The organism is Pseudomonas sp. SK2 (assembly GCF_016772395.1).
GTDB lineage: Bacteria > Pseudomonadota > Gammaproteobacteria > Pseudomonadales > Pseudomonadaceae > Aquipseudomonas > Aquipseudomonas taiwanensis.
The window spans coordinates 531,828-557,734 of sequence record NZ_CP061944.1; the positions used below are offsets into that span (position 1 = coordinate 531,828).

Below are 25,907 nucleotides of genomic sequence, written 5' to 3' on the forward strand. Positions count from 1 at the left end.
ACTTGCAAGTGAAAAATGGTTGCACCCACTTTGCGTTGTTGCATAGGATTCGCCGCCTGGGTGCAACCGTCTCGCTACGGTTGCGCATGAGATAAAAACAAACGCCAGGGCACACGCATGGGCAATCCACTAACGATCACCTTCGTGATCTACATCGCGGCAATGGTGCTGATCGGCTTCGCCGCCTATCGCTCCACCAAGAACCTTTCCGACTACATCCTTGGCGGTCGTAGCCTGGGCAGCGTGGTTACCGCGCTTTCCGCCGGCGCTTCCGACATGAGCGGCTGGCTGCTGATGGGCCTGCCGGGCGCCATCTACTTCGCAGGTCTTTCCGAAGCCTGGATCGCCATTGGTCTGACCATCGGTGCCTACCTCAACTGGCTGTTCGTCGCCGGTCGTCTGCGTGTGCAGACCGAGTACAACGGCGATGCGCTGACCCTGCCGGACTATTTCTCGAGCCGGTTCGAGGACAACAGCGGTCTGCTGCGAGTCATCTCGGCCATCGTGATCCTGGTGTTCTTCACCATCTATTGCGCCTCCGGCATCGTTGCGGGCGCCCGTCTGTTCGAAAGCACCTTCGGCATGTCCTACGAGACTGCACTGTGGGCCGGTGCTGCCGCGACCATCGCCTACACCTTCGTCGGCGGCTTCCTGGCAGTGAGCTGGACCGACACCGTGCAGGCTTCGCTGATGATCTTCGCGCTGATCCTCACCCCGATCATCGTGCTGATCTCCACTGGCGGCTTCGATACCACCTTCCTGGCCATCGAGGCGCAGAACCCGGCGAACTTCGACATGTTCCGCGGTGCGACCTTCATCGGTGTCATCTCGCTGATGGGTTGGGGCCTGGGCTACTTCGGCCAGCCGCACATCCTGGCACGCTTCATGGCAGCCGATTCGGTCAAGTCCATCGCCAACGCCCGTCGCATTTCGATGACCTGGATGATCCTGTGCCTGGCCGGTACCTGCGCCGTCGGCTTCTTCGGCATCGCCTACTTCTCGGCTCACCCTGAGCTGGCAGGCCCGGTCACCGAAAACCACGAGCGCGTATTCATCGAGCTGGCCAAGATCCTGTTCAACCCTTGGATCGCCGGTGTGCTGCTGTCGGCCATTTTGGCGGCGGTGATGAGCACCCTGAGCTGCCAGCTGCTGGTGTGCTCCAGTGCGCTGACCGAAGACTTCTACAAATCGTTCCTGCGCAAGAATGCGTCCCAGAAGGAACTGGTCTGGGTCGGTCGCCTGATGGTGCTGGCCGTTGCCCTGATCGCCATCGCCATGGCGTCCAATCCGGAAAACCGCGTGCTGGGCCTGGTGGCATACGCCTGGGCAGGCTTCGGCGCCGCGTTCGGTCCGGTCGTTCTGATCTCGGTGCTGTGGAAAGGCATGACCCGTAACGGCGCGCTGGCTGGCATCGTGGTCGGTGCACTCACCGTGATCCTGTGGAAGAACTATGTAGGTCTGGGTCTGTACGAAATCATTCCAGGCTTCCTGTTCGCCACCCTCGCCATCCTGTTGGTGAGCAAGCTGGGCAGCCCGTCGAAGAGCATGGTCACTTGCTTCGAGAAGGCTGATGCCGCGTATCACGCTGGCAAGTAATGCCTGCTGACTCGGTGTAGTCCTGCGCCGCCAAGCCGGCTCCTGCGTCCCCTGCAGGAGTCGGCCTGCCGGCGAAGGCTGGCCACCGATCGGCTGCCGGGCCTGACTCCGCCCGCAAGGCAAGGTAAACTTGCCGCCCCCGCAGGAGTTGCCATGAACTATCGTCACGCCTTCCACGCCGGCAACCACGCCGACGTCCTCAAGCACATCGTGCTGACTCGCCTCATCGCCCTGATGTCGCGCAAGGAACAGCCGTTCGCCTATATCGACACCCACGCCGGCCTTGGGCTGTATGACCTGCAAGGCGACCAGGCTACCCGCACCGGCGAGTATCTCGAAGGCGTCGCCCGGCTGTGGAATCGCGATGACCTGCCGGCAGCGACCGCCGATTACCTGCGCATCATCAAACGCCTGAATGCCGATGGCGAGCTGCGTTACTACCCCGGTTCGCCTGAGCTGGCCCGGCGCCTGATGCGCCAGCAGGACCGTGCGCTGCTCAACGAGAAGCACCCTGAAGACGGTCCGCTGCTCAAGGAAAACATGAAGAAAGACCCGCGTGTGGTCGTGCACCTGGGTGAGGGTTGGCATGTGCCGCGGGCATTGCTGCCGGTACAGGAAAAGCGCGCGATCATGCTGATCGATCCGCCATTCGAGCAGGCTGACGAGCTCAAGCGTTGTACCGTGGCGATGAAAGAGGCCATCGGCCGCATGCGCCAGACCGTCGCGGCCATCTGGTACCCGATCAAGGACCAGCGCTCGCTGACCCGCTTCTATCAGGACCTGACCAGCACCGGCGCGCCGAAGCTGCTGCGGGTCGAGCTGTACGTGCATCACCAGGACAGCCCGCAGGGGCTCAACGGCTCCGGCCTGGCTATCGCCAACCCGCCATGGGGCCTGGAGGAAGAGCTCAAGGAGCTGCTGCCATGGCTGGCCAAGGAGCTGGCCCAAACCGCGGGCAGCTATCGTATGGACTGGCTGATCGCTGAATAACCGATCGGCATGTTTCACTGTGGGGGCGGCCTTGTGTCGCGAAAGGCTTGCACGACACCCCCGCCAATCCCGCAGTGAGCTCGGCGCGCGTCGGCGGCCCTTTCGCGACACAAGGCCGCCCCTACAACGACCGTGCAGGCCATGCTGTTTGCGTTATAATCCCGCCTTTTAGCCGCCACCCGCCTATGAGGCCGCTGGCGCATCTCTACCGAATGAAGAGGCTAGTCCCTTGGCATTGACGATTCTTGGCCTGTCCGGCGCCCTTAGCCATGACCCTTCCGCGGCCCTGTACATCGACGGCAAACTGATTGCCGCCGCCGAAGAAGAGCGCTTCGTGCGTGACAAGCATGCGAAGAACCGCATGCCCTACGAGTCGGCGAAGTTCTGCCTGGAGCAGGCTGGCATCAAACCGTCCGATGTGGACGTGGTGGCCATTCCGTTCGCCCCGATCAGCCTGTTCGGCAAGGCCCGCTGGCACTATGCCAAGCGCTATTGGTACGCCCCGGACCGCGCGCTCGACGCCATCCTGATGGGCAACCGTCGCTACAAGCGCTACCGCAAGAAGATCGTCTGGTGCCTGGAACAACTCGGCTTCGACCCGAAAAAGGTCAAGATCGAACCCGTCGAACACCACCTGGCGCACGCTTCCAGTGCCTACCACTGCTCGGGCTTCAAGGAAAAAACCGCGATCCTCGGCATCGACGGCAAGGGCGAGTACGCCACCACCTTCTTTGGCTACGGCGAAAACGGCAAGATCCACAAGATCAAGGAGTTCTTCGATCCGGACTCGCTGGGCGGCCTGTATGGCGCGATCACCGAGTTCCTCGGTTTCGAAATGCTCGACGGCGAGTTCAAGGTCATGGGCATGGCGCCGTACGGCGATGCCAGCAAGTACGACTTCTCCCGCCTGGCCAGCTTCGAGAATGGCGAACTGGTGATCAACACCGAGTACGCCAACGTCATCGGCCTGCGCCGCTATAAAGAGAAGGGCAAAGGCTTCTACTTCTCGCCGAAGCTCATCGAGTGGCTGGGGCCGAAGCGTGAAGGCGATATCGCCGACGAGCCGTACATTCACTACGCGGCCAGCATGCAGGCGCTGTTCGAGAAAATCGCCCTGCAGATGATCGACTACTACCTGGGCGACACCCTCAAGCAGACCGGCAAGCTCGCTTTCGCCGGCGGCTGCGCGCTGAACGTCAAGCTCAACCAGAAAATCATCGCTCGCCCCGACGTCAAGGAGCTGTTCGTCCAGCCGGCTTCCGGCGACGCCGGTACCGCCGTGGGTGCCGCAGCCTATGTTTCCCATGCCCGGGGCGTGCCGGTCGAGAAGATGGAACACGTCTACCTCGGCCCGTCCTACTCCAACGAGGACGTGATCGCCGCCTGTGCCCGTCACCCGAGCGCGCCGAAGTGGCGCAAGATCGACGACATGCCGCAGCGCATCGCCAAGATCATGGTCGACGGCAACCCGGTGGCCTGGTTCCAGGGCCGGATGGAGTTCGGTCCGCGTGCCCTGGGCGGCCGTTCCATCATCGGCTGCCCAAGCGTGCCGGGCGTGGCCGACCGCATCAACGAGCAGATCAAGTTCCGCGAACGCTGGAGACCTTTCTGCCCGTCGATGCTCGACACCGTGGCACCGCAGATGATCAAGGTCGATCACCCAGCGCCGTTCATGACCTTCACCTTCGAAGTGGCCGAAGAGTGGAAGACCCGTGTGCCGGAAGTGGTCCACGAGGACGGCACCTCCCGTGCCCAGGTGCTCAAGCGCGAGTACAACCCGCGTTACTACGACATGATGAAGGCCCTGGAAGACCTGACTGGCAACGGTGTGTCGCTGAACACCTCGTTGAACCGTCGTGGCGAACCCATGATCTGCTCGCCGACCGATGCCTTGAACATGTTCTTCGGCTCGGACCTGCAGTACCTGATCATGGAAGACATCCTGGTCGTCAAGGACGGTGCGGCCCCGTATGATCAGCCGCTCTGACCTGCGCGTCCTGCAGTTCTGCCATGGCTATGACGGGCCGTTCCTCGACTGTGCCCGTCAGTACGCCAGCCTGTTCCAGGGCACCGGCTACAAAGTCACCACGGTGTTCCTCACCGGCGCCGCCGACCCGCAGGTTGCCGCTGGCTGTGCGTCGGACGAGGTGCTGTTCCTGGAGTTCAGCTCCAAGGCCGTGCGTGGCCTGAAGCTCGGGGCTATCCGCGCATTGCGCCGGATTGCCGCCGAGCGCGAATTCAGTTTCTGCATCGCCCACCGCTTCAAGCCGATCTATATTGCGTTGCTGGGCACAGGGTTGCCGGTGATCGGCGTGCACCATGCCTTCGGTGACTATGAGCGCAAAGGTCGTCGGCTGTTCGCCAACCTGTTCAGCAAGCGCTTGAGCCTGCTCGGTGTGTCCGATGCCGTGCGTGACGACATGCGCCGTTGCTTGCCACAGTGGCCGGCTGAGCGTATCCAGACGCTCTACAACCGAATCGACATCCAAGCCTTGCAGGCCTCGCTCGTGCCCCGAGCCCAAGCCCGCGAGGCCTTGGGCCTGGATGCGCAGGCCTGGGTCGTCGGCAACGTTGGCCGGCTGCATCCAGACAAGGACCAGGCGACCTTGCTGCGAGGCTTTGCCCAGGCACTGCCAGGGCTGCCCGCCGGATCGCGGCTGGCCATACTGGGGCAAGGGCGTCTGGAGGGTAAGCTCAAGGCGCTGGCCGGCGAGTTGGGGGTCGCCGGCCAGGTGGATTTCCTGGGCCAGGTGCCGAACGCTCGCTGTTATTTCAAGGCGTTCGATGTTTTTGCCCTGAGCTCTGACCACGAGCCTTTCGGCATGGTCCTGCTCGAAGCCATGGTTGCCGGGGTGCCGGTGCTGGCCACGGCCTGCGGCGGTGCCCGCGAAGTGGTCGAGGGCGTGGGCGTGCTGTTCACGCTGGGCGATGCTGCGCAGCTGGCGCAGGGCCTGCAGCACATGGCGCAGCTGGATGCGCAGCAACGCCAGGCCTGCGCCGGACACATGCTTGAGCGCCTGCACGAGCGTTTCTCCGACGCGGCCGTGCGTGAGGCCTTCTGGCAGTTGCCGCAGGTGCGTGCGATGGTGGCGCAGGCGTGATGCTCAATCATATTCAAGCGTTTCGCGAGCGTGGCTGGCAGGCCATCGACGCTGCAACCTATGCCGAAGTCTGGGGGCGGTACGGGGGAAGCGTCGCGACGCATCCGCTGGTGGTCGAGCAGTTGGCCCAATTGGCGCGAATTCCCGTGCGTTACCTGGGCTGGCAGCAGGGCGGTGAGCTCAAGGCCGCCATCCCCACCTGGGGGCGACACCTGGCGCTGTCCAAGGACGTGCTCAAACGTGCCGGCAAGAAAGGCCTTTTCGACCTGGGCAATGCCGAGATCATCCTGCCTGCCGCCGCGCAGGCAGGAGCCCCGTTGCGTCATGCCGGGCGTTATTTGTCCGAGCTCAACCAGGGGCGGTTCATCGGCCTCAAGGCGCAACCAGAGCAACTGGCTATGGCGCGGGCACACGAAGACCTGTCGAAGAAATTTCGCTACAACCAGCGCCGCGAGCTGCGCCTGTTGGAAGAGGCGGGCGGTGTGGTACGCCCGATCGGCGACTTCAGCGCCAGCGACATCGCCGCCATGTACTGCGACCTGTTCCAGCGGCGCTGGGGCTTCCCGGCCACCGGTGCGGCGCACATGGCCGAGGTGCTGGAGCGTCTTCGCGAGCTGCTGATCGGCTCGGTGCTGATGCTGGATGGCAATGCTATTGCGATCCAGTTGGTGTATCGGGTCGAGGCGCCGGAGTGGGTCAGCGTCGAGTACATCAACGGCGGCGTCGATCCCGAAACCAAGGCCTTCAGCCCCGGTAGTGTGTTGAGCTTCCTCAATACCCAGGCGGCCTGGGACGACGCACAGGCGCGCAACAAGCCACTGCGTTTCTCGTTCGGGCGCGCCGACCGCGAGTACAAGGACCGCTGGTGCAACCCCGTGCCGGTGTTCCAGGTATGAGCCGCAAGCAGCAGTTGCTCAAGCGTCACCGGCGCAACAAACGCCTTGGCCTGCTGGCCAGCCTCGGGCTCTTGCTGGCCTTGGGCTGGCTGACCTGGTGGTGGCTGGCGCTGCTGCTGTTGCCTGTCCTGTGGGCGGCCCATGAGGCTTGGTTCGCCGACCACCTGTTCTATACCCCGGGGGAAGACTACGTCTATCGCTTCGGTGACCAGACCCGCGAGGCAAAGGCCAGCCTGCAAGGTGGCACGCTGCGCACCGACGCCGCACTGAATGGCGATGAAACCTTGGTGCTGCAAGTGCGCGTCAAGAGCCGCTGGCTCGGGCGCTTCCTCGACCCGCGTGTCGAACTGTTCAGCGACGGAGGGCAGGACAGCCAGGCATTCGAGCGTGGCGTCGATGGCGTGCGTTTTCTCAACCTTACCGGCCTTGCTGCCCCGCTACAGGCAGGGAAATTGCGGTTGCGCGGACGTTGCTGCCGGCTGCAGGGCGAGCCACGGCTGTGGATAACCCCCAGCGTCGAGCTGCAGCGTCGCCGGGTGATGGTCATCGCTCCCCACGCCGATGACGCCGAGCTGGCGGCCTATGGACTCTACAGCCAGGCTGACGAAACCTGGGTGGTGACGCTGACTGCAGGCGAGATCGAAGCCGAGCATTACCAGCGGATGGGAATGAGCGGTGCCGAGGCGGCGCGGTTGAAGGGTCGCCTGCGCGCCTGGGACAGCATTGCCGTACCGCGTTGGGCCGGCGTTCCGGAGTCTCGCTGCGTCCAGCTGGGTTATTTCTGCCTGCAATTGCCCGCCATGCAGGCCGCGCCCGATCAGCCAGCTGTTTCCCGTGAAGCCGAGATGGTCGATATTCGCCCGTTTCGCCAGTTCAACCCGTTCCCGTTGCCGGCCGACAGCGATGGCCGGCCGACCTGGAACAACCTGCTGGCCGACCTGCGTGCCCTGTTGGAGCTGGCCAGGCCCGAGGTGCTGGTGATGCCGCATCCGCAACTCGACCCTCATCCAGACCATATCTGTGCCCAGGCTGCTGTGCTGGAGGCCTTGCAGGGCCTGGCGTGGCAACCGCAGACCCTGCTGTGCTACGCCAACCATCTGCACGACAACGACCGCTGGCCGATGGGGGACAGTGGCGATGGCGTAGCCTTGCCGCCGCAGCTGAGCGCCGACCAAGCCTGGGCGCCTTGCAGCCTGGTGCTGGACGTGGCAACTCAGCGCGACAAGGCGATGGCCCTGGGCATGATGCACGACCTGCAACCGCCCGCGCCGTTCAAGCGACGTGTGCGTCGGCTGCTGCAGCGCTGGCTGGCCGGGCGCCGTCCATCGCCCTACGGGGAGAACGAATTCTTCCGTAAGGCCGTGCGCCGGCATGAACTGTTCTGGCGGCGTGAGCTGTAACACGCCTCCGGTTGACCGAGTTGGCGCCGAGCGCCCAAGGAATGCAATGAAAGTCCTATTTCTGGTGCAGAAGGAACAACGGGCGATTCTCGACCGCCTGTACGATGGCGTCGCGGCCAACTGCGAGTGCGACCTGCGCTGGCTGAGCAGCGAGGACCAACGCAACCTGCGCCGTTACTTCAAGCGTGAAGTGGATGTCGAGCGCTACGACCGGATTCTGTTCTTCCTGCGTTTCAAGCAGGAGATCCGCCAGGTGGCATTCATCCGCAGCGTACCGAACCTGGTCATCCTCGAACACGATGCCTACCAGAACTACATCCCCTGCAAGTACACCGGCAAGTTCAGCGCGCACTACCGCAAGCTGCCGTGGGCGCGGGTGATCAGTTCGGGCTACATGGTCAGCGAACGCCTGCGCCAGGAGGGTTTCGACGCGGTGTTCGTGCCCAAGGGCTATGATGAGCAACTGCTGGCCGACCAGGGGCGCGAGCGCGATATCGAACTCGCGTTCGTCGGCAGCACCAAAAGCGTGGCCTACAGTGGCCGCAAGGCCCTGCTGGACGAACTGGGACGGGTCGAAAACCTGGTGGTGACCCGCACCAAGTCGGGTGAGGACTACTGCAACACGCTCAATCGCATCCGCTTCTTCGTCAGCGCCGATGTCGGCATGGGCGAGTACATGATCAAGAATTTCGAGGCCATGGCCTGCGGCTGCGTGCTGCTGGCCTATGATCAGGGCGAGGCGGAGAACCGCGCCCTGGGACTTGAGGACATGCACAACGTAGTCCTTTACGACAGCATTCCAATGCTGCAGGAAAAACTTCGTATACTGCGTGCAGACCCTTCTCTGGCTCAGCGGATTGCAGAAAATGGACGACGTTTGTCCGTATCCCGTTTCAGCTTCGCAGAAGTAGGTCGTAGCATCGTCGAACACATGCGCCCTGCACTGAGGCCTCATCCCCCGCTGACGTTCTTGCAGCGGCTTCGTCTCAAGCTCGGCATCTGACCAGCAGGCGTTTCGCTCGCCAGGGACGGTGAGCAGCGGTTGAAAGCATTGCGGAGGGAATCCGGTGCGCTTTTCCGTTGATAGTGACATCACGCTCGTCGTGACCAGTTGTGGACGGTTCGATCTGCTCAGGCAGACCCTGGACAGTTTCGACCGTTGCAACACAGCACCCATTCGCGAGGTCTTCATCACCGAGGACTCAGGCGACGACGCCGTGCACGCCTGCGTGCCCGAGCACTGGAAGCCCCACTGCCAGGTGTTCGTCAATCGGCCCAAGCTCGGTCAGTTGGCCTCGATCGACCTGGCCTATCGTCACGTCAAGACACCCTACATCTTCCACTGCGAGGATGACTGGAAGTTCTACCGGCAAGGTTTCGTCGAGGACTCCCATGCCATTCTGGAGGCCAGTCCGGGCCTTTTGCAGGTCTGGCTTCGCAGTTACGCGCACGATCTGGCGATTCACAGCCCCTACATTCACCTGGGTGAGCGCCAGGTGATTGCCGGCGTGCCCTGTTATCCGTTGCTTTCCGACAAGGCCGACTGGCAGGCGTTTTCCCTCAATCCCGGCCTGCGACGGCTGAGCGATTATCAGCGGCTTGCACCATTTGCCGCCTATGCTGGGGAGAAGGCGCTTTCCCGACGTTACGCCGAGTTGAACCTGGCCGCCGTGACTCTTGAGGGCGATGCGGTCTTGCACACCGGCTTCGGCATGCACGTGACCTTGCCCGGAGAAGACCGGCGCAAGGCCAGGCGGCGCAAGCGTGATCGGGTGAAGCTGGCATTGACGCTGCTGATAGGCGCGCTGCTTGGTATGGGAATTACCCTGTTCGTTCACTGAGATCGCAGTCCCACCTGGTTCGAGCGGGAGGGGAGCGTTATGCCATGAACATCGTCAACATGATGTGGTCGGGTGGTTCGCGGTACATCTCCATCCACAAGGTGCATTGTCAGGTGCTTGCCTGCATTGGCACCGATGCGCGCATCAGCAACTGGTTGTTGCTGGGCAGCGGCGTGTGCCATGCACTCGGACCGACCCAGGAGTGGCATCTGCCACCGAGGGCCCTGAAGGGCCGCCACCTCTGGCGCCTGCTGCGCCCGTGGCTGCGCAGGCGCCTGCGCAAGGCGCTGGTCGAGGCCCGGGCCGAAGTGCTGCTGCTCGACGGCGTGGGTGTTGCCCGTCTGGTCCTGCCGCTATTGCGACAGGTGCCAGAACTACGGGCCAATGTGTTGTTCCATGGCGGAACCCGGCTAAGCGCCGCCGACATTCGCCTGCTGCGTGAACAGCCCTCCGACCGCCTGAATCTTGCGGCGGTTTCGCAAACCCTTGCCCAATCCCTGTCGCACGACCTGGGCAAGCCGGTCAGGACGCTGCGTATCGCGCTCGACCCGAAGGCTGTTGCCGAGTCGTCGCTCAACGCGGCGCAAGCCCGACATACCCTGAAGCTGCTGCCGCCGCCAAACCTGGTCTTTGGGGCCGTGGGCCGCCTGGTGGAGGGGAAGGGGTTCGAGATGCTGATCGAGGCCTTCGCCAAGGCCGCCTCCCGGCAAGCGCACCTACACTTGGCGATCCTCGGCGATGGGCCGCTGCACGCCACCCTGCAGGCGCGAATCGAGGCGTTGGGCTTGGCCGAGCGCATACACTTGCGCGGTCATCGAGAGGACGTGCAGCAGCTGTACCGCGCATTCGACTGGGTGTTGATCCCTTCGCGCTCGGAAGGTTTGGGGCTGGTGGTGCAGGAAGCGGTGCTGGCCGGTGTGCCTGTGATTTGCAGCGACCTGCCGGTATTTCGCGAGCAGTTGCAGGACGCCGGCTGCTATTTACCTGTGGGCGACGCTTGCGAGTGGGCGGTGGCGATAGAGCGCTGCATCACGCTTGACCCTGCCTCCATGGCTGCTCGGCAGCGCCAGGTGCTGGCGCCGGAACAGGCATGGCAGATGTTTCAGGAAAGCTCGGCGAGCCTTCTGCGTGGCTGACCCTCAGCGGGCCAGCAGACTGGCTTCGAATTCGGCGAGCGGGAAGCGATCGCCCAGTTTCTCTCGTTCGATATAGCGCACCATGTGCTGGACGTTGCGTCGGATCATCCGCGCCGACAGCGGTGGGCGCAGGAAGCGCATGTCCGCCACGTCGATCAGCCCCAGGCGCTGGTCGGGGGTAACGACCACGTTGCCCAGGTGCAGCGAGCGGAAGTAGATGCCAGAGCGGTGCAAGTGGCGAATCAGCGTGATCAGTTCTGGCAGGTAGGTGTCCCAGCTGAAGCCTTCGTCGCGCGACATCTGCAACAATGTCCGGCCTGGCAGCGGGCGGTACAGCACCGCCGTCCTGCCCGGCAGGTCGAGCTTGTGCTGACTGATGACCTCCAGTGTCGGAATACCCAACTGCGCCAGGCGTGCGGCGTTGTCGACGAAGCGCTGGGAGTAGGGGCGCAGCAGCGCAGATGAAATCAGACGCTTGCGGCGGAAAACCTTGAGGAAATTGCCATCCTTGAGCAGATAGACTTTGGCTCCATGGCTGTCTGCCTCGAGCACCTGGGCGCCGAGTGTCAGCTGATCGAATTCGACCTGGGTGAGCCGGGAGCTATGCATGAGTAGGGCCTTGCCGTCTGGCGAACAAAATGACCGGCAATAATGCCGAAAATAACGCGTGAGCACCATGTCGGTGTCGGTGATTCACAGGGAGCGCAGATGTTGCATCAGAAAAGCTGGGCGCAGGTCTGGTTGGGTTTCGGTCTGGTCTGGTTCATGGCGGCAATCGCACTGGCACCCAGCAACAAGGTCTACCAGCAGGGTTTGATCCTGTTCCTTTGGTTGCCGACCCTGATCATGGCATGGCCTGCCCGACAGGTGCTGGCCGAGGCCTTTCGGCGTCAGCCCGTATTGTGGTGCAGCGTGCTGTTGCTGCTGGCCTGGAGCGCCATCAGCCTGGCCTGGTCAGCGAACCCTCAAGTGCTGCGTGAAAGCAAGCGCCTGCTGTATATCCTGGTGTTCCTGCTGGCGTTCCCCTTGCTGGCGCAGGCTGGCGAGCCCAGGCTGCGGCGCTTGCTGCAGGCCGGTGGGCTGTTGCTGGCGGTCGCGGCGCTGGTATCGATGATCAACTTCTACGGGGTGCATGGGCTCGCGCTGCGGTCCAGGCTGCAAGGCATCGGCGAGATTTCGCACCCCATCCTGGGTGCCTATGTCATTGGCGCTGGATTGCTGGTGTTGTTGTACGAGGTTCCGCTTCATCGTGGCCTGCAGTTGGCCTGGCTGCTGGCTTTGCTACTGCTGGGGGCATTCGTCGCGTTCAGTCAGAGCCGTGGGGCGATCCTGTCGCTGGTCTTTACCGTGGTGGTTGCGCCGCTGTGGTTCCGTGACCGGTACAGCCGCCTGGTGGCGGCTTTGGCACTGCTGGCCAGTGGCATGGCGTTGTTCTTCATGTACGACCTGCTCACCCTGCGCGGTGCGTCCTATCGGCCCGAGATTTTCCAGGTGGCGTTGCAGATGATCGCCCAGCATCCATGGACCGGCGTGGGGCTGGGGGGTGATTACAACGTGTTTGCAGCGGGCAGGCGCTTCGACCACACCCATAACATGTTCACCCATGTGGCCCTTGAACTGGGGGTACCGGGGATGTTGCTGTGGATTGCCGTGTGGCTGTCGGCCCTGCGGGAAATCCTGCGTGCCCGGAGCAGCCTGTTCGGCAAGGTGTTGCTCGGCCTTTGGCTATTCTCCACGCTGGCCATGCAATTCGATGCCGCCAGTCTTACCGCTACGCCCCGTGCAGAGTGGTTCATCAGCTGGCTGCCCGTGGGTTTGGCCATGTTGTTACCCTGGGGAGTGCCGAAAATGACGCCTGTGGTAAAATTCGCCGTTCAACCTCAACAGCGAGCTCAATGATGGCCGAAACACCGCGACCTGCGGAGCATACCTCCAGCCTGAAGATCTATTTCCGGCTGCTGAGCTACGTGAAACCTTACGTCGGCATTTTCCTGCTGAGTATCGTGGGTTTCGTCATATTCGCCTCGACCCAGCCAATGTTGGCCGGGATCCTCAAGTATTTCGTCGACGGCCTGAGCAACCCGGAAGCGGTGTTGTTCCCCAATGTGCCTTACCTGCGCGACCTGCAATTGCTGCAGGCAGTCCCCTTGCTGATCATTTTGATCGCCGCGTGGCAGGGGCTGGGGTCCTTCCTCGGCAACTACTTCCTGGCCAAGGTTTCCCTGTGCCTGGTGCACGATCTGCGCGTCGAGCTGTTCAACAAGTTGCTGGTGTTGCCTAACCGTTACTTCGACAACCACAACTCGGGGCACCTGATTTCGCGCATCACCTTCAACGTGACCATGGTCACCGGCGCGGCAACCGATGCGATCAAGGTGGTCATCCGTGAAGGCCTTACCGTGGTGTTCCTGTTCGCCTACCTGCTGTGGATGAACTGGCACCTGACCCTGGTGATGGTCGCCATCCTGCCAGTGATCGCGGTCATGGTGAGCGTGGCCAGCAAGAAATTCCGCAAGCAGAGCAAGAAGATCCAGGTGGCCATGGGCGATGTGACCCATGTTGCCTCCGAGACCATCCAGGGCTACCGCGTGGTGCGCAGCTTCGGCGGCGAGGCCTACGAAGAGCGCCGCTTCGGTCGTGCCAGCCAGAGCAACACCGACAAGCAGCTGCGCATGACCAAGACTGGCGCGTTGTACACGCCCATGTTGCAGCTGGTGATCTACACCGCCATGGCTGCCCTGATGTTCCTGGTCCTGTTCCTGCGTGGCGAGTCCACCGCCGGTGACCTGGTGGCTTACATCACCGCGGCAGGCCTGCTGCCCAAGCCGATCCGTCAGCTTTCCGAAGTCAGCTCGACCATCCAGAAAGGCCTCGCAGGTGCGGAAAGCATCTTCGAGCAGCTCGACGAAGAGCCGGAAGTCGACACGGGCACGGTCGAGAAGGCGCGTGTGGACGGCCGTCTTGAAGTTCGGAACCTGAGCTTCACCTATCCAGGGACCGACCGCGAAGTGCTCAGCGACATCAGCTTTGTCGCAGAACCTGGGCAGATGATCGCTCTGGTAGGGCGTTCGGGTAGCGGCAAGTCGACCCTGGCGGCGCTGATTCCGCGCTTCTATCACCATGACAAGGGGCAGATCCTGCTCGATGGCGTGGAGATCGAGAACTACCGCTTGCGCAATCTGCGTCGCCATGTGTCTCAGGTGAACCAGCACGTGACCCTGTTCAACGACACCGTGGCCAACAACATTGCCTACGGCGACCTGGCCGGGGCTCCGCGCGCGGATATCGAAGCCGCAGCCGCCGATGCCTATGCCAAGGAGTTCATCGACCAGCTGCCCAAGGGCTTCGACACCGAGGTCGGCGAGAACGGCGTGCTGTTGTCCGGCGGCCAGCGCCAGCGCCTGGCCATTGCTCGTGCGCTGCTCAAGAACGCGCCATTGCTCATTCTCGATGAGGCGACTTCGGCGCTGGATACCGAGTCCGAACGGCATATCCAGGCGGCACTGGACCATGTGATGCAAGGTCGTACCACGCTGGTGATCGCCCACCGATTGTCTACCATCGAAAAGGCAGACCAGATTCTGGTGATGGACCAGGGGCGTTTGGTGGAGCGCGGCACCCATGCCGAGCTGCTCGCAGCCAATGGCTATTATGCCCGCTTGCACGCCATGGGCCTGGACGAGCCCGAAAAGGCCGACATCACCTGAAACACCCTGTGTCGGGGCCCTTGTGGCCCCGATTGTCACCGGAATTTTCCAGGGCCTGATCTGGCCGTAAAGCCGTCGTCCACCCTGTGCTAATATCCTGCCCCTGTTCATTTTTTCATTTTGGGTTGCCCATGAAGTTGTCCATGCCGCGTTTCGATCAAGCCCCGGTACTGGTGGTCGGCGATGTCATGCTTGACCGCTACTGGCATGGCGGTACTTCGCGTATCTCGCCGGAAGCGCCAGTGCCGGTGGTCAAGGTCGATCAGATCGAGGATCGTCCCGGCGGTGCGGCCAACGTTGCCTTGAACATCGCGGCGCTCGGCGCGCCTGCGTTGCTGGTCGGTGTCACCGGCCAGGACGAGGCCGCCGACAGCCTGGCCAACAGCCTGCATGCCGCTGGCGTGCGTTCGGTGTTCCAGCGCATTGCGCACCAGCCGACCATCGTCAAGCTTCGGGTCATGAGCCGTCACCAGCAGCTGCTGCGTATCGACTTCGAAGAACCCTTCGCCACCGACCCGCTGTCGCTGGGCGCTGAGGTCGACAACCTGCTCGAAGGCGTCAAGGTGTTGGTGCTATCCGACTACGGCAAAGGCGCTTTGCGCAATCACCAAAGCCTGATCCAGGCGGCGCGGGCCAAAGGCATTCCGGTGCTGGCCGACCCCAAGGGCAAGGACTTTTCCATCTACCGTGGCGCGAGCCTGATTACCCCGAACCTCAGCGAGTTCGAAACCATCGTCGGCCGCTGCGCCGATGAGACCGAACTGGTCGCCAAAGGGCTGCAACTGTTGCAGGACCTGGACCTGGGAGCACTGCTGGTGACCCGTGGCGAGCACGGCATGACCTTGCTGCGTGCGGGTCAGCCAGCCCTTCACCTGCCCGCGCGTGCCCGTGAAGTGTTCGATGTCACCGGTGCCGGCGACACCGTGATTTCCACCCTGGCGGCCGCCATCGCTGCTGGCGAGGACCTGCCCCACGCGGTGGCGCTGGCCAACCTGGCGGCCGGTATCGTGGTCGGCAAGCTGGGTACTGCGGCCATCAGCGCGCCTGAATTGCGCCGGGCGATTCAGCGCGAGGAGGGCTCCGAGCGCGGTGTGCTGGGCCTGGAGCAGTTGTTGCTGGCTATCGACGATGCCCGCGCGCACAAAGAGAAGATCGTCTTCACCAACGGTTGCTTCGACATCCTGCATGCCGGCCATGTCACCTACCTGGAGCAGGCAAGGGCCCAGGGCGATCGCCTGATCGTCGCGGTCAATGACGATGCTTCGGTCAGCCGTCTGAAAGGCCCTGGGCGGCCGATCAATAGCGTCGACCGGCGCATGGCCGTGCTGGCAGGCCTGGGTGCGGTGGACTGGGTGATCAGCTTCCCTGAGAGTACGCCGGAGAACCTGCTGAGCCAGGTCAAGCCGGATGTGCTGGTCAAAGGCGGTGACTACGGCATCGACCAGGTAGTGGGCGCTGATATCGTCAAGGCTTACGGCGGTACCGTGAAGGTGCTGGGGCTGGTCGAGAACAGCTCGACCACGGCGATCGTCGAGAAAATCCGCAAGCACTGAAATAGGTTAGAGGGGCCGCTTCGCGGCCCCACGCGTTACTTGTGCAACGAGGTTCGCGCCCGCGCCAGCAACGCCCGTGCCTTTTCACCGAACCGGCGCAAGTGCGAGCCGGTATTGCTATCGGCCAACCCCTGCTGTTTCAGCCAATCCTTCCAGCGTATCCGCTCTTCCTTGACGACCCATCCTGTCTGGTTGGCGAAACTCTCCGCCAGGTAAAGCCCTCGTGTGCTGGCCGGCACCAGTTCGTCTTTCCCCAGGGTGTACAGCTCGGCCAGCGGTTGGCCGTCTTTCAGGGGCATCAGGTACAGGTCAGGCCGTTTGCGGTTGAGCCGCGCCACCAGCTGGTCACCCTCCAGCCGCTCATCGACGTGAAACAGGCTGAGTTTCTTGGCGTCCCGGGGTACCTGCAGGCGCATGTCGTAGATCAACTGCAACGAGGCGGTGGGCAAATGCACATAGGCCCTGGGCCGCTCCAGTAGCATCAGGTTGCCGCAATGCACAGGGCGAGCGGCGCCGGATTCCGGTGTGAGGATGAAGGGCAAGGTTTCACGATAATGCAAGGCAGCGGCATAGGGCGCGGGTAGCCAGGTGTCGTTGAAGCGTCCCCCCAGCCAGCCTTCCGGGGTTTCCAGCAAGCATTCCTCGGCCACCTCCTGCACTGCCGTGTGCAGGGGCAGGTTGAGCTCTTGTGCGGGGACATATCCGGATATCAGTTTCAGCACCACATCGCCCCGGTCCTGGCGGCGCTGGCGCACCAGCACCCAGTAGTCGCGGTGCTGCCAGTGCAGGGTCAGGCGTACCGAGACGCCCAGGTTGGCTAGCTCGACCACGAAACGCTGGTTGTCCGGCAGCTCGATGGCCTTGCGCCGCTGCTGGGTCTGAGCGAAGTTCAGCGGCATGCCGATGCTCTGGTAGATCAGGCCTTCGGGCGTCGCTTCGACATGCAGGGGCAGTGTCTTGAAGTTGCTTGGGTTCTTGCGAATCAGCGTACGCGGCACGAGGCTCCTCCTTGCGTCGGATCAGTCTCCAGACCTTAGGCCCAGACGGCTCAGTGCTGGCTCAGGATGCGGGCGACAGTGGCCACGTTGTGGGCCAGATGCAACGGATTGATGGTGCCGACGATAGCACTGCTCACACCAGGGTGGGAGAACAGCAGCTCGAAGCTGGCTTGCACCGGGTCGACACCAGGGGCCAGGCAGATGTGCCCGCTGGCCAGGGCCTTCTTCACCAGAATGGCTTTGCCATGTTCGGCAGCGTAGTCCAGGACCGGGCGCTCTGCCTGCTCGTTGAGGTTGTAGGTGACCATGGCGCAATCGCCGGTCTCCAGCGCCTTCAGGCCGCCGGCGACCGTCTTGCCGGAAAAGCCGAAGCCCAGGATCTTGCCCTCTTGCTTGAGCTCGGCAAGGGTCTGATAGACCTCCTGCTGCTCGAGAATGGCCAGGTCATTGCCGTCCGAGTGCACCAGCACCAGTTCGATGCGGTCGGTTTCCAGGCGGCGCAGGCTGCGCTCAACCGAGCGGCGGGTATGGGCGGCGCTGAAATCGAAGTGCGACTGGCCGTTCTCGAATTCCTCGCCGACCTTGCTGACGATCACCCATTGCTCGCGCTGGCCGCGCAGCAGTGGGCCCAGACGTTCTTCGCTGCGGCCATAGGCCGGTGCGGTGTCGATCAGGTTGATACCCAGCTCGCGGGCCTGGGCCAGCAGCAGGCGTGCTTCGTCATCGTCTGGAATGGTGAAGCCGTTCGGGTATTTGACGCCCTGGTCGCGGCCGAGCTTGACCGTTCCCAGGCCCAAGGGCGACACCTTGAAGCCGGTGCTGCCCAGCGGGCGGTGAATGTCGTGCAGGGTAGGCAGGGTCATGGCAGCAGTTGCTCCCAGGCCGGTACGCCCAGCGCCGGGCGCGGAAGGTTATCGAGGGCGGGTTGAGCGCTTGGGCGAATGCCATCGCGATCGAGACTTGCCAGTACCCGATCACTGAAGTCGGGGGCCAATGCCAGTTTGGTCGGCCAGCCGACCAGCAGACGCTGCTGGTCGGCCAGGAAGGCATTGTCCGGGCGTACCAGGCCAGATTGCGCGGGTTCGGCGCGATCCACACGCAAGGTCGCCCATTTCAGTAGCGTCTGGTCTACCCATGGCAGCAGGTGAGCGATTTCCTTTTGCGCCGCGGCGATCTGCGCGGCTGGGTCGCGGGCTACGCCATCGGCTTCGGCCAGGTCGCCACCCATGTACCACACCCACTGGCCATCGGCTGCCGGGTGAGTGGTGATCGTCACCCGTGGCTTCGGGCCGCCGCCCAGGCAGTGGGCGTAGAGGGGTTTGAGGTTCGGCCCTTTGGCCATGACCATGTGCAGCGGCCGCAACTGCATCGCTGGCTGGTTGAGGCCGAGGGCCTGCAACAGCGCCTCGGTACCGCCACCTGCACTGAGGACGATGCGCTGGGCGCGGATTTCACGGCCATCGACGCGCAAGCCGACCAGCGCTTGGCCTTCACGCAAGGGTTCGATCTGCTCGCCCGCCAGCAGACTGTCACCGGCCAGCTCGGCCAGGTTGGCAAGCAGGCTGGGGACGTCGATCACCAGTTCGGCCAGGCGATAGACCTTGCCCTTGAACGCGCGGTCTTGAAGGGCAGGCGGCAGTTGCTCGCCCTTGACCTGGTCTACCCGGCCACGCACTGCCTTGCTGGCGAAAAAGCTGGTGAGGTTGCCGGCCAGGGTGCCGGGGGACCACAGGTAGTGCGCATCGGACAGCAGGCGGGTCTTGTCCAGCGCCAGCTCGCCGGTGCCGGCCAAGGCTTCGCGCCAACGTCGCGGCATGTCGGCGATGGCTTCCGAGGCGCCGGTCAGGGCGCCGTGCAGGGCGTACTTGGTGCCGCCATGGATGATGCCTTGCGATTTGATGGTCTGCTCACCGCCCAGGCTGGCACGCTCCACCAGCACTGTCGAATAGCCCAGTCTGCGCAGACGAGCATTGAGCCAGAGGCCTGCGACCCCGGCGCCGACGATCAATACGTCAGTGGAAATGGCAGATGGCATGGCGGTACCTCGGAGACTGGGACAGCTGGCAAGTATACAGGCTTACCTTGTCATGACCCTATCGCTGCGCTATCCGCCTCCTTCCACGACCGCGCCGGCCGCCTAGCCGCCGGCTTGCCGGGGAGGCCGAACACCCAGGCGACTCAGTGTCCGGCAGTCTTCGAAAACAGCTGGATCACTACCACGCCCCCGACGATCATCGCCATCCCCAGCATTGCCGGTACATCCAGCTTCTGCCCGTAGATCACCAGCGCTGCCACGCTGATCAGCACGATGCCCAGCCCAGACCAGATCGCGTAGGCAATGCCCACCGGTATGCTGCGCACCACCAGGGTCAGCATCCAGAAGGCGATGGCGTAGCCACACACCATCAGCAACAGCGGCAGCGGCGTGCTCAAGCCCTTGACCGCTTTCATGGAGGCGGTGGCGATGACTTCGGCGCAGATGGCGATGGCCAGGTAGGTGTAGGCATTCATGGTGGTTTCCTCCGGTTTCTGCCGGGCATTTTAGGCATGTGCTGGATGGGGTAAAGTCATTACCTATCAGTATTGGAGATAGGTTGATGGCAGAGCAGTGGAATCTCGAGCAACTGCGCGTGTTCGTGCGTGTCGCCGAACTGCGGTCCTTTTCCGCGGTGGCCCGGGAGCAGCGCCGGGCGCAGTCGGCGGTCAGCAGTGCCATCGCAATGCTCGAAACGGACTTGGGTGTGACCTTGTTCGAGCGCAGCAGCGGTCGTCAGCCCAAGTTGACGGAAAACGGCGTGGCCTTGCTGGAGGATGCCCGCGAGCTGTTGCGCCAGTGCGAGCGCCTGGACGGCCGTGCGCTGGCGTTGATGCGTGGGCAGGAGGCGCTGTTGCGGGTTGCTCAGGACGAGGCCATGCCCTATCAGCCGGTGATCGACAGCCTTGACGAGTTGGCCAGCCGTTTTCCCTTCCTGGAAGTGCAGTTGGCCAGCGGCGCCCAAGGGGATGTGGCACGCAAGCTGGTGGAACGGCGCGCCGACCTGGGGTTGTTCTTCCATCACGAAAGCATCCCCAGTTCGCTGGAGCGGCGCGCCCTGGGCAGCGTGGAAATGGTCACTGTCTGCGCGGTCGGGCATCCGCTCGCCAAGGAGCTACGGGTCACCCGCCAGCAATTGGCGCGGCATCGACAGTTGTTGATCACCCCCCAGCAGAGCGGCTACCCGGGTGGCGAAGCGATCAGTCCGCAGATCTGGCGTGCGGACAGCTTCTATGCCATGGCCGAACTGCTGATGCGCGGCCTCGGCTGGGCCTGGTTGCCACGGCATGTGGTGCAGTATCCGACCTATCAGACACAGATGGTCGAGTTGGACAGCGAATGGCGGCCACCTGCTTTGGTGGCGGAGCTTGCCTGGCGGCGCGACGAGCCCTTGGGACCGGCGGCGCAATGGCTGGCCGAGCGCTTCGCGGTGCACCTGCGCGCGATCGGCTAGCCATTTTCCAGATGGTTCCTAGTACACTTCGCCACCATGAACAGAACCCTTTATTCCTTGTTGTTTCACCTGGGCCTGCCGCTGGTCGCGCTACGCCTGTTCCTGCGTGCCCGCAAGGCGCCGGCCTACGGCCAGCGCATCGCTGAGCGCTTTGCCCTGAACCTTCCGGCCATGCGCCAAGGGGGGATCTGGGTGCATGCGGTGTCGGTAGGCGAGAGCATTGCCGCCGCACCCATGGTTCGCGCCCTGCTCAAGGCCTACCCGGACCTGCCGATCACCCTCACCTGCATGACCCCGACTGGATCGGAGCGCATCCGCGCGATGTTCGGCGACGAGCCGCGCATCCAGCATTGCTACCTGCCCTATGACCTGCCGTGGGCGGCGGGGCGCTTTCTGGACCATGTGCGTCCACGTCTGGGCATCATCATGGAAACCGAACTTTGGCCCAATCACATTCACCAGTGCGCCAAGCGCGGCATTCCCGTGGCCTTGGCCAATGCACGGCTATCCGAACGGTCGGCCCGTGGCTACGCACGGTTTGCTGGCCTGACCCGGCCGATGCTCACCGAGATGAACCTCATCGCGGTGCAAACCGAAACCGAAGCCCAGCGATTCCGTGACCTGGGCGCACGGCCTGAATGCGTGAAGGTGACCGGCTCGATCAAGTTCGACTTGAAGATCGACGAGCAACTGCAGCCTCGGGCGCAGGCATTGCGCGGGCAGTGGGGGGCCGACCAGCGCCCGGTGTGGATCGCCGCCAGTACCCACGAAGGCGAAGACGCCCTGATCTTGCAGGCGCACCGCCAGTTGCTGCAGGTACATGGCGACGCGCTGCTGATTCTGGTGCCTCGCCACCCTGAGCGCTTCAATGCCGTGCATGCCCTGTGCCGTGAGCAGTTCACTACTGTGCGCCGCTCCTCGGGTGGTGCCGTCGACAGCCAGACCCAGGTGCTGCTGGGCGACACCATGGGTGAGTTGCTGTTCCTCTATGCGCTGGCCGATATCGCCTTCGTCGGCGGCAGTCTTGTCGCCACCGGCGGTCATAACCCGTTAGAGCCAGCGGCGCTGTCGTTGCCGGTGATCATGGGCCCGCATGTGTTCAACTTCCTCGAGATCAGCGCGATGTTGCGAGACGCAGGGGCGTTGCAGCAGGTGGATGATGTCGAAGGGCTGGCGGCGGCAGTACGTCGGCTGGTCGAGCTGCCTCAGGATGCCCAGCGCATGGGGGCGGCGGGCAAGCAGGTGATGTTGGCGAACCAGGGGGCGTTGCAGCGGTTGCTGGATGGGCTTGGGGCGTTGATTGGCTGAAATCCGAGCAGGCATCATCGCCGGCACGCCGGCGATGATGCAGCACCGACCTACGGCCTGCGCTCGAAATTCTTCGCCGCCGCCGCTGCCAAATCCGGTGGCAGGAAGTCCTTGTCCGGGTTGTAGTCTGGCTTCAGATACCGCTTGAGGTCCTGCAGGTCCTGCGGGCTCAAGGTTCCGGCAGCCTGTTTCAGGCTCAGGTTGTCGAGAATGTAGTCATACCGGCTGTTGTTGTAGTCGCGCACCGAGGTATACAGCTGGCGCTGGGCGTCGAGCACGTCGACGATGTTGCGGGTACCGACCTGGTAGCCGATCTCGGTGGCTTCGAGCGCGCTCTGGTTGGAAATGATCGACTGCTTGCGCGCCTGGACCTGTTCCACGTCGGTGTTGACCGCGCGGTGCAGGTTACGGGTGTTTTCCACCACTTGGCGGCGCAGGCTTTCGCGCTGCTGCTCGCTCTGGCTCAGGCGCTGGTAGGCCTCGCGTACCTGTGAGCTGGTCAGACCGCCGCTGTAGATCGGGATGTTCAGTTGCAGGCCGATGCTGGTTTGCTCAACGTCGCCGGCATAGCGCACGTTTGGCTGCGGGTTGCTGAATCCGAGGCTGTCGTTATCGCCCTTCTGGTAGCGAGCTACCGCATCGACCGTGGGCGCATGGCCGGCCTTGCGCTGGCGCAAGGTCTCTTCAGCGGCGGTGACGGCATAGTTGGTGGCCAGAAGGTTGAGGTTCTGGCGAGCAGCGGTTTCGACCCAGGCCTTGGCATCATTGGGCGTGGGCACCTGCACCGGCAGGGTGTGGACCACGCCCTGGATCGAGGCGTATTCGCGATTGGTCAGGGTCACCAGGGCCTCGAAGGCATCCTGGACCTGGCGTTCGGCAATGATCCGGTTGGCCCGGGCAGTGTCGTAGCTGGCTTGCGATTGCAGGACGTCGGTCTTGTCGGAGAGGCCCACGTCGAAACGTTCGTTGGACTGATCCAGCTGGCGCTTGAACGCCGCCTCCTCGGCCTTGGTGGCGGCCAGGTTGTCTTGGGCGCGGAGTACGGCGAAATAGTTCTGCGCGGTTTGCAGGATCAGGTTCTGCTCGGTGGCCGACAGCTCAAGCGCCGCCTGTTCATTGACAGACTCGGCTGCCTTCAACTGGAACCAGCGGTCGGCGCGGAAAATCGGTTGCGAGAGGGTCGCGCTCCACGAATTGCCGCTGCGGTTGGAGGTGATCGATGGCTCATCGAACTTGGTGCGGGTGTTCATCATTTCGGCACCTGCCGACAGGTTCGGCAGCAACCCGGCCCTGGCCTGGGGCACCACCTCGCGACGGGCGCCGTAGTCGGCGCGGGCCGCAGCCAGGTCGGCGTTGTTATCGACCGCTTCCTGGTAGACGCTGACCAGATCGGTCTTTACCGTTGCGGGCACATCCGCTGCCCAGACCACTCCGTTGGACGCACAAGACACGGCTATCGCCAGTGAGAGTTTGCGCAGCATAGAGGCAATCCTTGTACGAAATTTAATTACTGAACTGTTGAGTATCGAAAGACCGGCCAGTGTAGTGCCATGTGCAGCTGGCAACAATCGTCGACGGTGCCTTTCATCATCCGTGCGTTTTAGTCGCTTGGCTTTGCCGACCACTCCAGTCTAGACTGCGCATGTTCTTGTCGGGGTGCCTTGAAGCAAAGGCTGAGATCGGAAAGTTCCGGATCCCGTTGAACCTGATCAGGTTAGCGCCTGCGTAGGGAACAAGATTGCTCGCCTTCCCGGGGAGCCTCTTGTGCCAGGTCCGGGAATGTCACAGCTCGCGTAGCTCAAGGCACCTCCATGTACCGGCACTGCACACCCGTCCAGGGGGTGCGTCCGCGTCTTTCAGGTTCACCCCGACATTCCGTCCGCAAGGAAGACGTCTGGAGAGCCTGTGATGAGTAAACAAGAAAAAACGATCAACCTCAGCGAGTCGGCACAAGTCGACCAGCAGTCCGTGCAACCCTTCCCGCGTTCGCGCAAGGTGTACGTCGAAGGTTCGCGCCCGGACATCCGCGTGCCCATGCGCGAGATCAGCCTGCACGACACCCCCACCGATTTTGGCGGCGAGACCAACGCACCGGTGCTGGTCTATGACACCTCCGGTCCCTACACCGACCCCAATGTCGTCATTGACGTGCGCAAAGGCTTGGCCGATGTTCGTTCGTCCTGGATCGATGCCCGTGGCGACACCCTGCGCCTGGACGGGCTGAGCTCTGATTTCGGCCAGCAGCGCCTGAACGATGCCGAGCTGGCCAAGCTGCGCTTCGCCCATGTGCGCAATCCGCGTCGCGCCAAGCCTGGTGCCAACGTCACGCAGATGCACTACGCCCGCCAGGGCATCATCACCGCCGAGATGGAATACGTTGCCATCCGCGAAAACATGAAGCTGCAGGAAGCCCGCGCCGCCGGCCTGCTGAACCAGCAGCACGCTGGCCACAGCTTCGGTGCCAGCATCCCGAAGGAAATCACACCCGAGTTCGTTCGCGAGGAAATCGCTCGCGGCCGCGCGATCATCCCGGCCAACATCAACCACCCGGAACTGGAGCCGATGATCATCGGCCGCAACTTCCTGGTGAAGATCAATGGCAACATCGGCAACAGTGCCCTGGGTTCCTCCATCGAGGAAGAAGTGGCCAAGCTGACCTGGGGTATCCGCTGGGGCTCGGATACCGTCATGGACCTGTCCACCGGCAAGCACATCCATGAAACCCGCGAGTGGATCATCCGCAACTCGCCGGTGCCGATCGGCACGGTGCCGATCTACCAGGCCCTGGAAAAGGTCAATGGTATCGCTGAGGACCTGACCTGGGAGTTGTTCCGCGACACCCTGATCGAACAGGCCGAGCAGGGCGTTGACTACTTCACCATCCATGCTGGCGTACTGCTGCGCTACGTGCCGCTGACCGCCAAGCGGGTTACCGGCATCGTCAGCCGTGGCGGCTCGATCATGGCCAAGTGGTGCCTGGCGCATCACAAGGAAAACTTCCTGTACACGCACTTCGACGAGATCTGCGAAATCATGAAGGCCTACGACGTCAGCTTCTCGCTGGGCGATGGTCTGCGCCCAGGCTCGATCGCCGACGCCAATGACGCCGCCCAGTTCGGTGAACTGGAAACCCTCGGCGAGCTGACCAAGATCGCCTGGAAACACGACGTGCAGTGCATGATCGAAGGTCCTGGCCATGTGCCGATGCAGTTGATCAAAGAGAACATGGACAAGCAGCTTGAGTGCTGTGACGAGGCGCCGTTCTACACCCTCGGTCCGCTGACGACCGACATCGCCCCAGGCTACGACCACATCACCTCTGGCATTGGTGCGGCGATGATCGGTTGGTTCGGTTGCGCCATGCTTTGCTATGTAACCCCCAAGGAGCACCTGGGCCTGCCGAACAAGGATGACGTCAAGACCGGCATCATCACCTACAAGATCGCCGCCCATGCGGCCGACCTTGCCAAAGGCCACCCTGGCGCGCAAATTCGTGACAACGCTTTGTCCAAGGCGCGCTTCGAATTCCGTTGGGAAGACCAGTTCAACCTCGGTCTGGACCCGGACACTGCCCGCGCGTTCCACGACGAGACCCTGCCGAAGGAGTCGGCCAAGGTCGCCCACTTCTGCTCAATGTGCGGGCCGAAGTTCTGTTCGATGAAGATCACCCAGGAAGTACGTGAATATGCCGCCAACCAGCGTATCGACTCGGTCGATGTGTCGGTTGAGGAGGGCATGCGCGAGCAGGCCGAGCGGTTCCGCCAGGAAGGTAGCCAGCTCTACAAGAAGGTGTAAGTAGACCTTGGGGCCGCTTTGCAGCCCTTTCGCGACACAAGGCCGCTCCCCCTGAGATCGCGTGATCTTTGTGGGAGCGGCCTTGTGCCGCGCCAACC

The 25,907-nt window shown here is 63.0% G+C and carries 20 protein-coding genes, 1 pseudogene and 1 riboswitch; of the genes and pseudogenes, 15 read left to right on the plus strand and 6 right to left on the minus strand.

Annotation, left to right across the window (positions count from 1 at the left end):
• Nucleotides 1–117 precede the first annotated feature (117 nt).
• From putP to IF103_RS02350, 9 genes are all read left to right on the plus strand, one after another.
• Nucleotides 118–1,596 (plus strand): sodium/proline symporter PutP, encoded by a 1,479-nt coding sequence (gene putP / locus IF103_RS02310; RefSeq protein WP_023378411.1) that lies wholly within the window; start codon nucleotides 118–120, stop codon nucleotides 1,594–1,596.
• A gap of 153 nt (nucleotides 1,597–1,749) precedes the next feature.
• Nucleotides 1,750–2,586: a 23S rRNA (adenine(2030)-N(6))-methyltransferase RlmJ gene (locus tag IF103_RS02315; RefSeq protein WP_023378412.1), complete on the plus strand. Its 837-nt coding sequence runs from the start codon at nucleotides 1,750–1,752 to the stop codon at nucleotides 2,584–2,586.
• A 229-nt stretch (nucleotides 2,587–2,815) separates the two neighbouring features.
• Nucleotides 2,816–4,573 (plus strand): carbamoyltransferase family protein, encoded by a 1,758-nt coding sequence (locus IF103_RS02320; protein ID WP_023378413.1) that lies wholly within the window; start codon nucleotides 2,816–2,818, stop codon nucleotides 4,571–4,573.
• Entirely contained in the window at nucleotides 4,557–5,687 is a 1,131-nt protein-coding gene (locus tag IF103_RS02325; RefSeq protein ID WP_202675835.1) for a glycosyltransferase, read from the plus strand. The genes IF103_RS02320 and IF103_RS02325 overlap by 17 nt, the downstream gene beginning before the upstream one ends.
• Nucleotides 5,687–6,583 carry an antimicrobial resistance protein Mig-14 gene (locus IF103_RS02330; RefSeq protein ID WP_023378415.1) on the plus strand — a complete coding sequence of 299 codons (897 nt, stop codon included), beginning with the start codon at nucleotides 5,687–5,689 and terminating at the stop codon, nucleotides 6,581–6,583. Before IF103_RS02325 ends, IF103_RS02330 begins: the two co-directional genes overlap by 1 nt.
• On the plus strand, nucleotides 6,580–7,983 hold the full coding sequence (locus IF103_RS02335; RefSeq protein WP_023378416.1) for a PIG-L deacetylase family protein: 1,404 nt from the start codon (nucleotides 6,580–6,582) through the stop codon (nucleotides 7,981–7,983). The genes IF103_RS02330 and IF103_RS02335 overlap by 4 nt, the downstream gene beginning before the upstream one ends.
• A gap of 46 nt (nucleotides 7,984–8,029) precedes the next feature.
• Entirely contained in the window at nucleotides 8,030–8,986 is a 957-nt protein-coding gene (locus IF103_RS02340) for a glycosyltransferase family protein (RefSeq protein WP_023378417.1), read from the plus strand.
• A 64-nt stretch (nucleotides 8,987–9,050) separates the two neighbouring features.
• Nucleotides 9,051–9,824 (plus strand): glycosyltransferase family 2 protein, encoded by a 774-nt coding sequence (locus tag IF103_RS02345; protein ID WP_104883018.1) that lies wholly within the window; start codon nucleotides 9,051–9,053, stop codon nucleotides 9,822–9,824.
• Between the two features lie 44 nt (nucleotides 9,825–9,868).
• Entirely contained in the window at nucleotides 9,869–10,960 is a 1,092-nt protein-coding gene (locus IF103_RS02350) for a glycosyltransferase (RefSeq protein WP_023378419.1), read from the plus strand.
• Between the two features lie 3 nt (nucleotides 10,961–10,963).
• On the opposite strand, the gene IF103_RS02355 is transcribed toward IF103_RS02350, so the two are convergent.
• Entirely contained in the window at nucleotides 10,964–11,569 is a 606-nt protein-coding gene (locus IF103_RS02355) for a BUD32 family EKC/KEOPS complex subunit (protein ID WP_023378420.1), read from the minus strand.
• A 99-nt stretch (nucleotides 11,570–11,668) separates the two neighbouring features.
• Here IF103_RS02355 and IF103_RS02360 point away from each other — a divergent pair.
• The 3 genes and pseudogenes from IF103_RS02360 to hldE form a co-directional block, all read left to right on the plus strand.
• A pseudogene (locus tag IF103_RS02360) lies at nucleotides 11,669–12,840 on the plus strand (O-antigen ligase family protein); the annotation flags it as partial.
• Nucleotides 12,841–12,858: 18 nt separating this feature from the next.
• Nucleotides 12,859–14,667 carry a lipid A export permease/ATP-binding protein MsbA gene (msbA, locus tag IF103_RS02365; protein ID WP_023378422.1) on the plus strand — a complete coding sequence of 603 codons (1,809 nt, stop codon included), beginning with the start codon at nucleotides 12,859–12,861 and terminating at the stop codon, nucleotides 14,665–14,667.
• A 131-nt stretch (nucleotides 14,668–14,798) separates the two neighbouring features.
• A complete protein-coding gene (hldE, locus tag IF103_RS02370; protein ID WP_023378423.1) occupies nucleotides 14,799–16,220 on the plus strand; it encodes a bifunctional D-glycero-beta-D-manno-heptose-7-phosphate kinase/D-glycero-beta-D-manno-heptose 1-phosphate adenylyltransferase HldE in 1,422 nt (473 codons plus the stop codon).
• A gap of 35 nt (nucleotides 16,221–16,255) precedes the next feature.
• On the opposite strand, the gene IF103_RS02375 is transcribed toward hldE, so the two are convergent.
• The 4 genes from IF103_RS02375 to IF103_RS02390 all read right to left on the minus strand — a co-directional run bounded on the left by IF103_RS02375 (nucleotide 16,256) and on the right by IF103_RS02390 (nucleotide 19,729).
• On the minus strand, nucleotides 16,256–17,218 hold the full coding sequence (locus tag IF103_RS02375) for a metal ABC transporter ATPase (protein WP_202675836.1): 963 nt from the start codon (nucleotides 17,216–17,218) through the stop codon (nucleotides 16,256–16,258).
• A 50-nt stretch (nucleotides 17,219–17,268) separates the two neighbouring features.
• On the minus strand, nucleotides 17,269–18,081 hold the full coding sequence (locus tag IF103_RS02380) for an aldo/keto reductase (protein WP_023378425.1): 813 nt from the start codon (nucleotides 18,079–18,081) through the stop codon (nucleotides 17,269–17,271).
• Complete coding sequence (locus IF103_RS02385) at nucleotides 18,078–19,253, minus strand: NAD(P)/FAD-dependent oxidoreductase (RefSeq protein WP_027907953.1); 1,176 nt, start codon at nucleotides 19,251–19,253, stop codon at nucleotides 18,078–18,080. Before IF103_RS02385 ends, IF103_RS02380 begins: the two co-directional genes overlap by 4 nt.
• A 143-nt stretch (nucleotides 19,254–19,396) precedes the next feature.
• Nucleotides 19,397–19,729 carry a DMT family transporter gene (locus IF103_RS02390; protein WP_023378427.1) on the minus strand — a complete coding sequence of 111 codons (333 nt, stop codon included), beginning with the start codon at nucleotides 19,727–19,729 and terminating at the stop codon, nucleotides 19,397–19,399.
• Nucleotides 19,730–19,815: 86 nt separating this feature from the next.
• On the opposite strand from IF103_RS02390, the gene IF103_RS02395 reads away from it, so the two are divergent.
• Both IF103_RS02395 and waaA read left to right on the plus strand, forming a co-directional pair.
• Complete coding sequence (locus tag IF103_RS02395) at nucleotides 19,816–20,706, plus strand: LysR family transcriptional regulator (protein ID WP_023378428.1); 891 nt, start codon at nucleotides 19,816–19,818, stop codon at nucleotides 20,704–20,706.
• A gap of 36 nt (nucleotides 20,707–20,742) precedes the next feature.
• On the plus strand, nucleotides 20,743–22,014 hold the full coding sequence (gene waaA, locus IF103_RS02400; RefSeq protein ID WP_023378429.1) for a lipid IV(A) 3-deoxy-D-manno-octulosonic acid transferase: 1,272 nt from the start codon (nucleotides 20,743–20,745) through the stop codon (nucleotides 22,012–22,014).
• A gap of 50 nt (nucleotides 22,015–22,064) precedes the next feature.
• On the opposite strand, the gene IF103_RS02405 is transcribed toward waaA, so the two are convergent.
• Nucleotides 22,065–23,495 carry a TolC family outer membrane protein gene (locus IF103_RS02405; RefSeq protein WP_027907956.1) on the minus strand — a complete coding sequence of 477 codons (1,431 nt, stop codon included), beginning with the start codon at nucleotides 23,493–23,495 and terminating at the stop codon, nucleotides 22,065–22,067.
• 161 nt (nucleotides 23,496–23,656) lie between these two features.
• Nucleotides 23,657–23,763: riboswitch (TPP riboswitch) on the plus strand.
• 159 nt (nucleotides 23,764–23,922) lie between these two features.
• Between IF103_RS02405 and thiC the strand changes: the two genes are divergently transcribed.
• A complete protein-coding gene (thiC, locus tag IF103_RS02410) occupies nucleotides 23,923–25,809 on the plus strand; it encodes a phosphomethylpyrimidine synthase ThiC (RefSeq protein WP_023378431.1) in 1,887 nt (628 codons plus the stop codon).
• Nucleotides 25,810–25,907 lie beyond the last annotated feature (98 nt).

Bases quoted from the DNA above. Each gene is read 5' to 3' on its own strand.
- IF103_RS02355 (WP_023378420.1), bottom strand. From the start codon at position 11,569: ATGCATAGCTCCCGGCTCACCCAGGTCGAATTCGATCAGCTGACACTC.
- IF103_RS02330 (WP_023378415.1), top strand. From the start codon at position 5,687: ATGCTCAATCATATTCAAGCGTTTCGCGAGCGTGGCTGGCAGGCCATC.
- IF103_RS02325 (WP_202675835.1), top strand. From the start codon at position 4,557: ATGATCAGCCGCTCTGACCTGCGCGTCCTGCAGTTCTGCCATGGCTAT.
- waaA (WP_023378429.1), top strand. From the start codon at position 20,743: ATGAACAGAACCCTTTATTCCTTGTTGTTTCACCTGGGCCTGCCGCTG.
- IF103_RS02340 (WP_023378417.1), top strand. From the start codon at position 8,030: ATGAAAGTCCTATTTCTGGTGCAGAAGGAACAACGGGCGATTCTCGAC.
- IF103_RS02350 (WP_023378419.1), top strand. From the start codon at position 9,869: ATGAACATCGTCAACATGATGTGGTCGGGTGGTTCGCGGTACATCTCC.
- putP (WP_023378411.1), top strand. From the start codon at position 118: ATGGGCAATCCACTAACGATCACCTTCGTGATCTACATCGCGGCAATG.
- IF103_RS02390 (WP_023378427.1), bottom strand. From the start codon at position 19,729: ATGAATGCCTACACCTACCTGGCCATCGCCATCTGCGCCGAAGTCATC.
- thiC (WP_023378431.1), top strand. From the start codon at position 23,923: ATGAGTAAACAAGAAAAAACGATCAACCTCAGCGAGTCGGCACAAGTC.
- hldE (WP_023378423.1), top strand. From the start codon at position 14,799: ATGAAGTTGTCCATGCCGCGTTTCGATCAAGCCCCGGTACTGGTGGTC.
- IF103_RS02385 (WP_027907953.1), bottom strand. From the start codon at position 19,253: ATGCCATCTGCCATTTCCACTGACGTATTGATCGTCGGCGCCGGGGTC.
- IF103_RS02405 (WP_027907956.1), bottom strand. From the start codon at position 23,495: ATGCTGCGCAAACTCTCACTGGCGATAGCCGTGTCTTGTGCGTCCAAC.
- IF103_RS02395 (WP_023378428.1), top strand. From the start codon at position 19,816: ATGGCAGAGCAGTGGAATCTCGAGCAACTGCGCGTGTTCGTGCGTGTC.
- IF103_RS02380 (WP_023378425.1), bottom strand. From the start codon at position 18,081: ATGACCCTGCCTACCCTGCACGACATTCACCGCCCGCTGGGCAGCACC.
- msbA (WP_023378422.1), top strand. From the start codon at position 12,859: ATGGCCGAAACACCGCGACCTGCGGAGCATACCTCCAGCCTGAAGATC.
- IF103_RS02315 (WP_023378412.1), top strand. From the start codon at position 1,750: ATGAACTATCGTCACGCCTTCCACGCCGGCAACCACGCCGACGTCCTC.
- IF103_RS02335 (WP_023378416.1), top strand. From the start codon at position 6,580: ATGAGCCGCAAGCAGCAGTTGCTCAAGCGTCACCGGCGCAACAAACGC.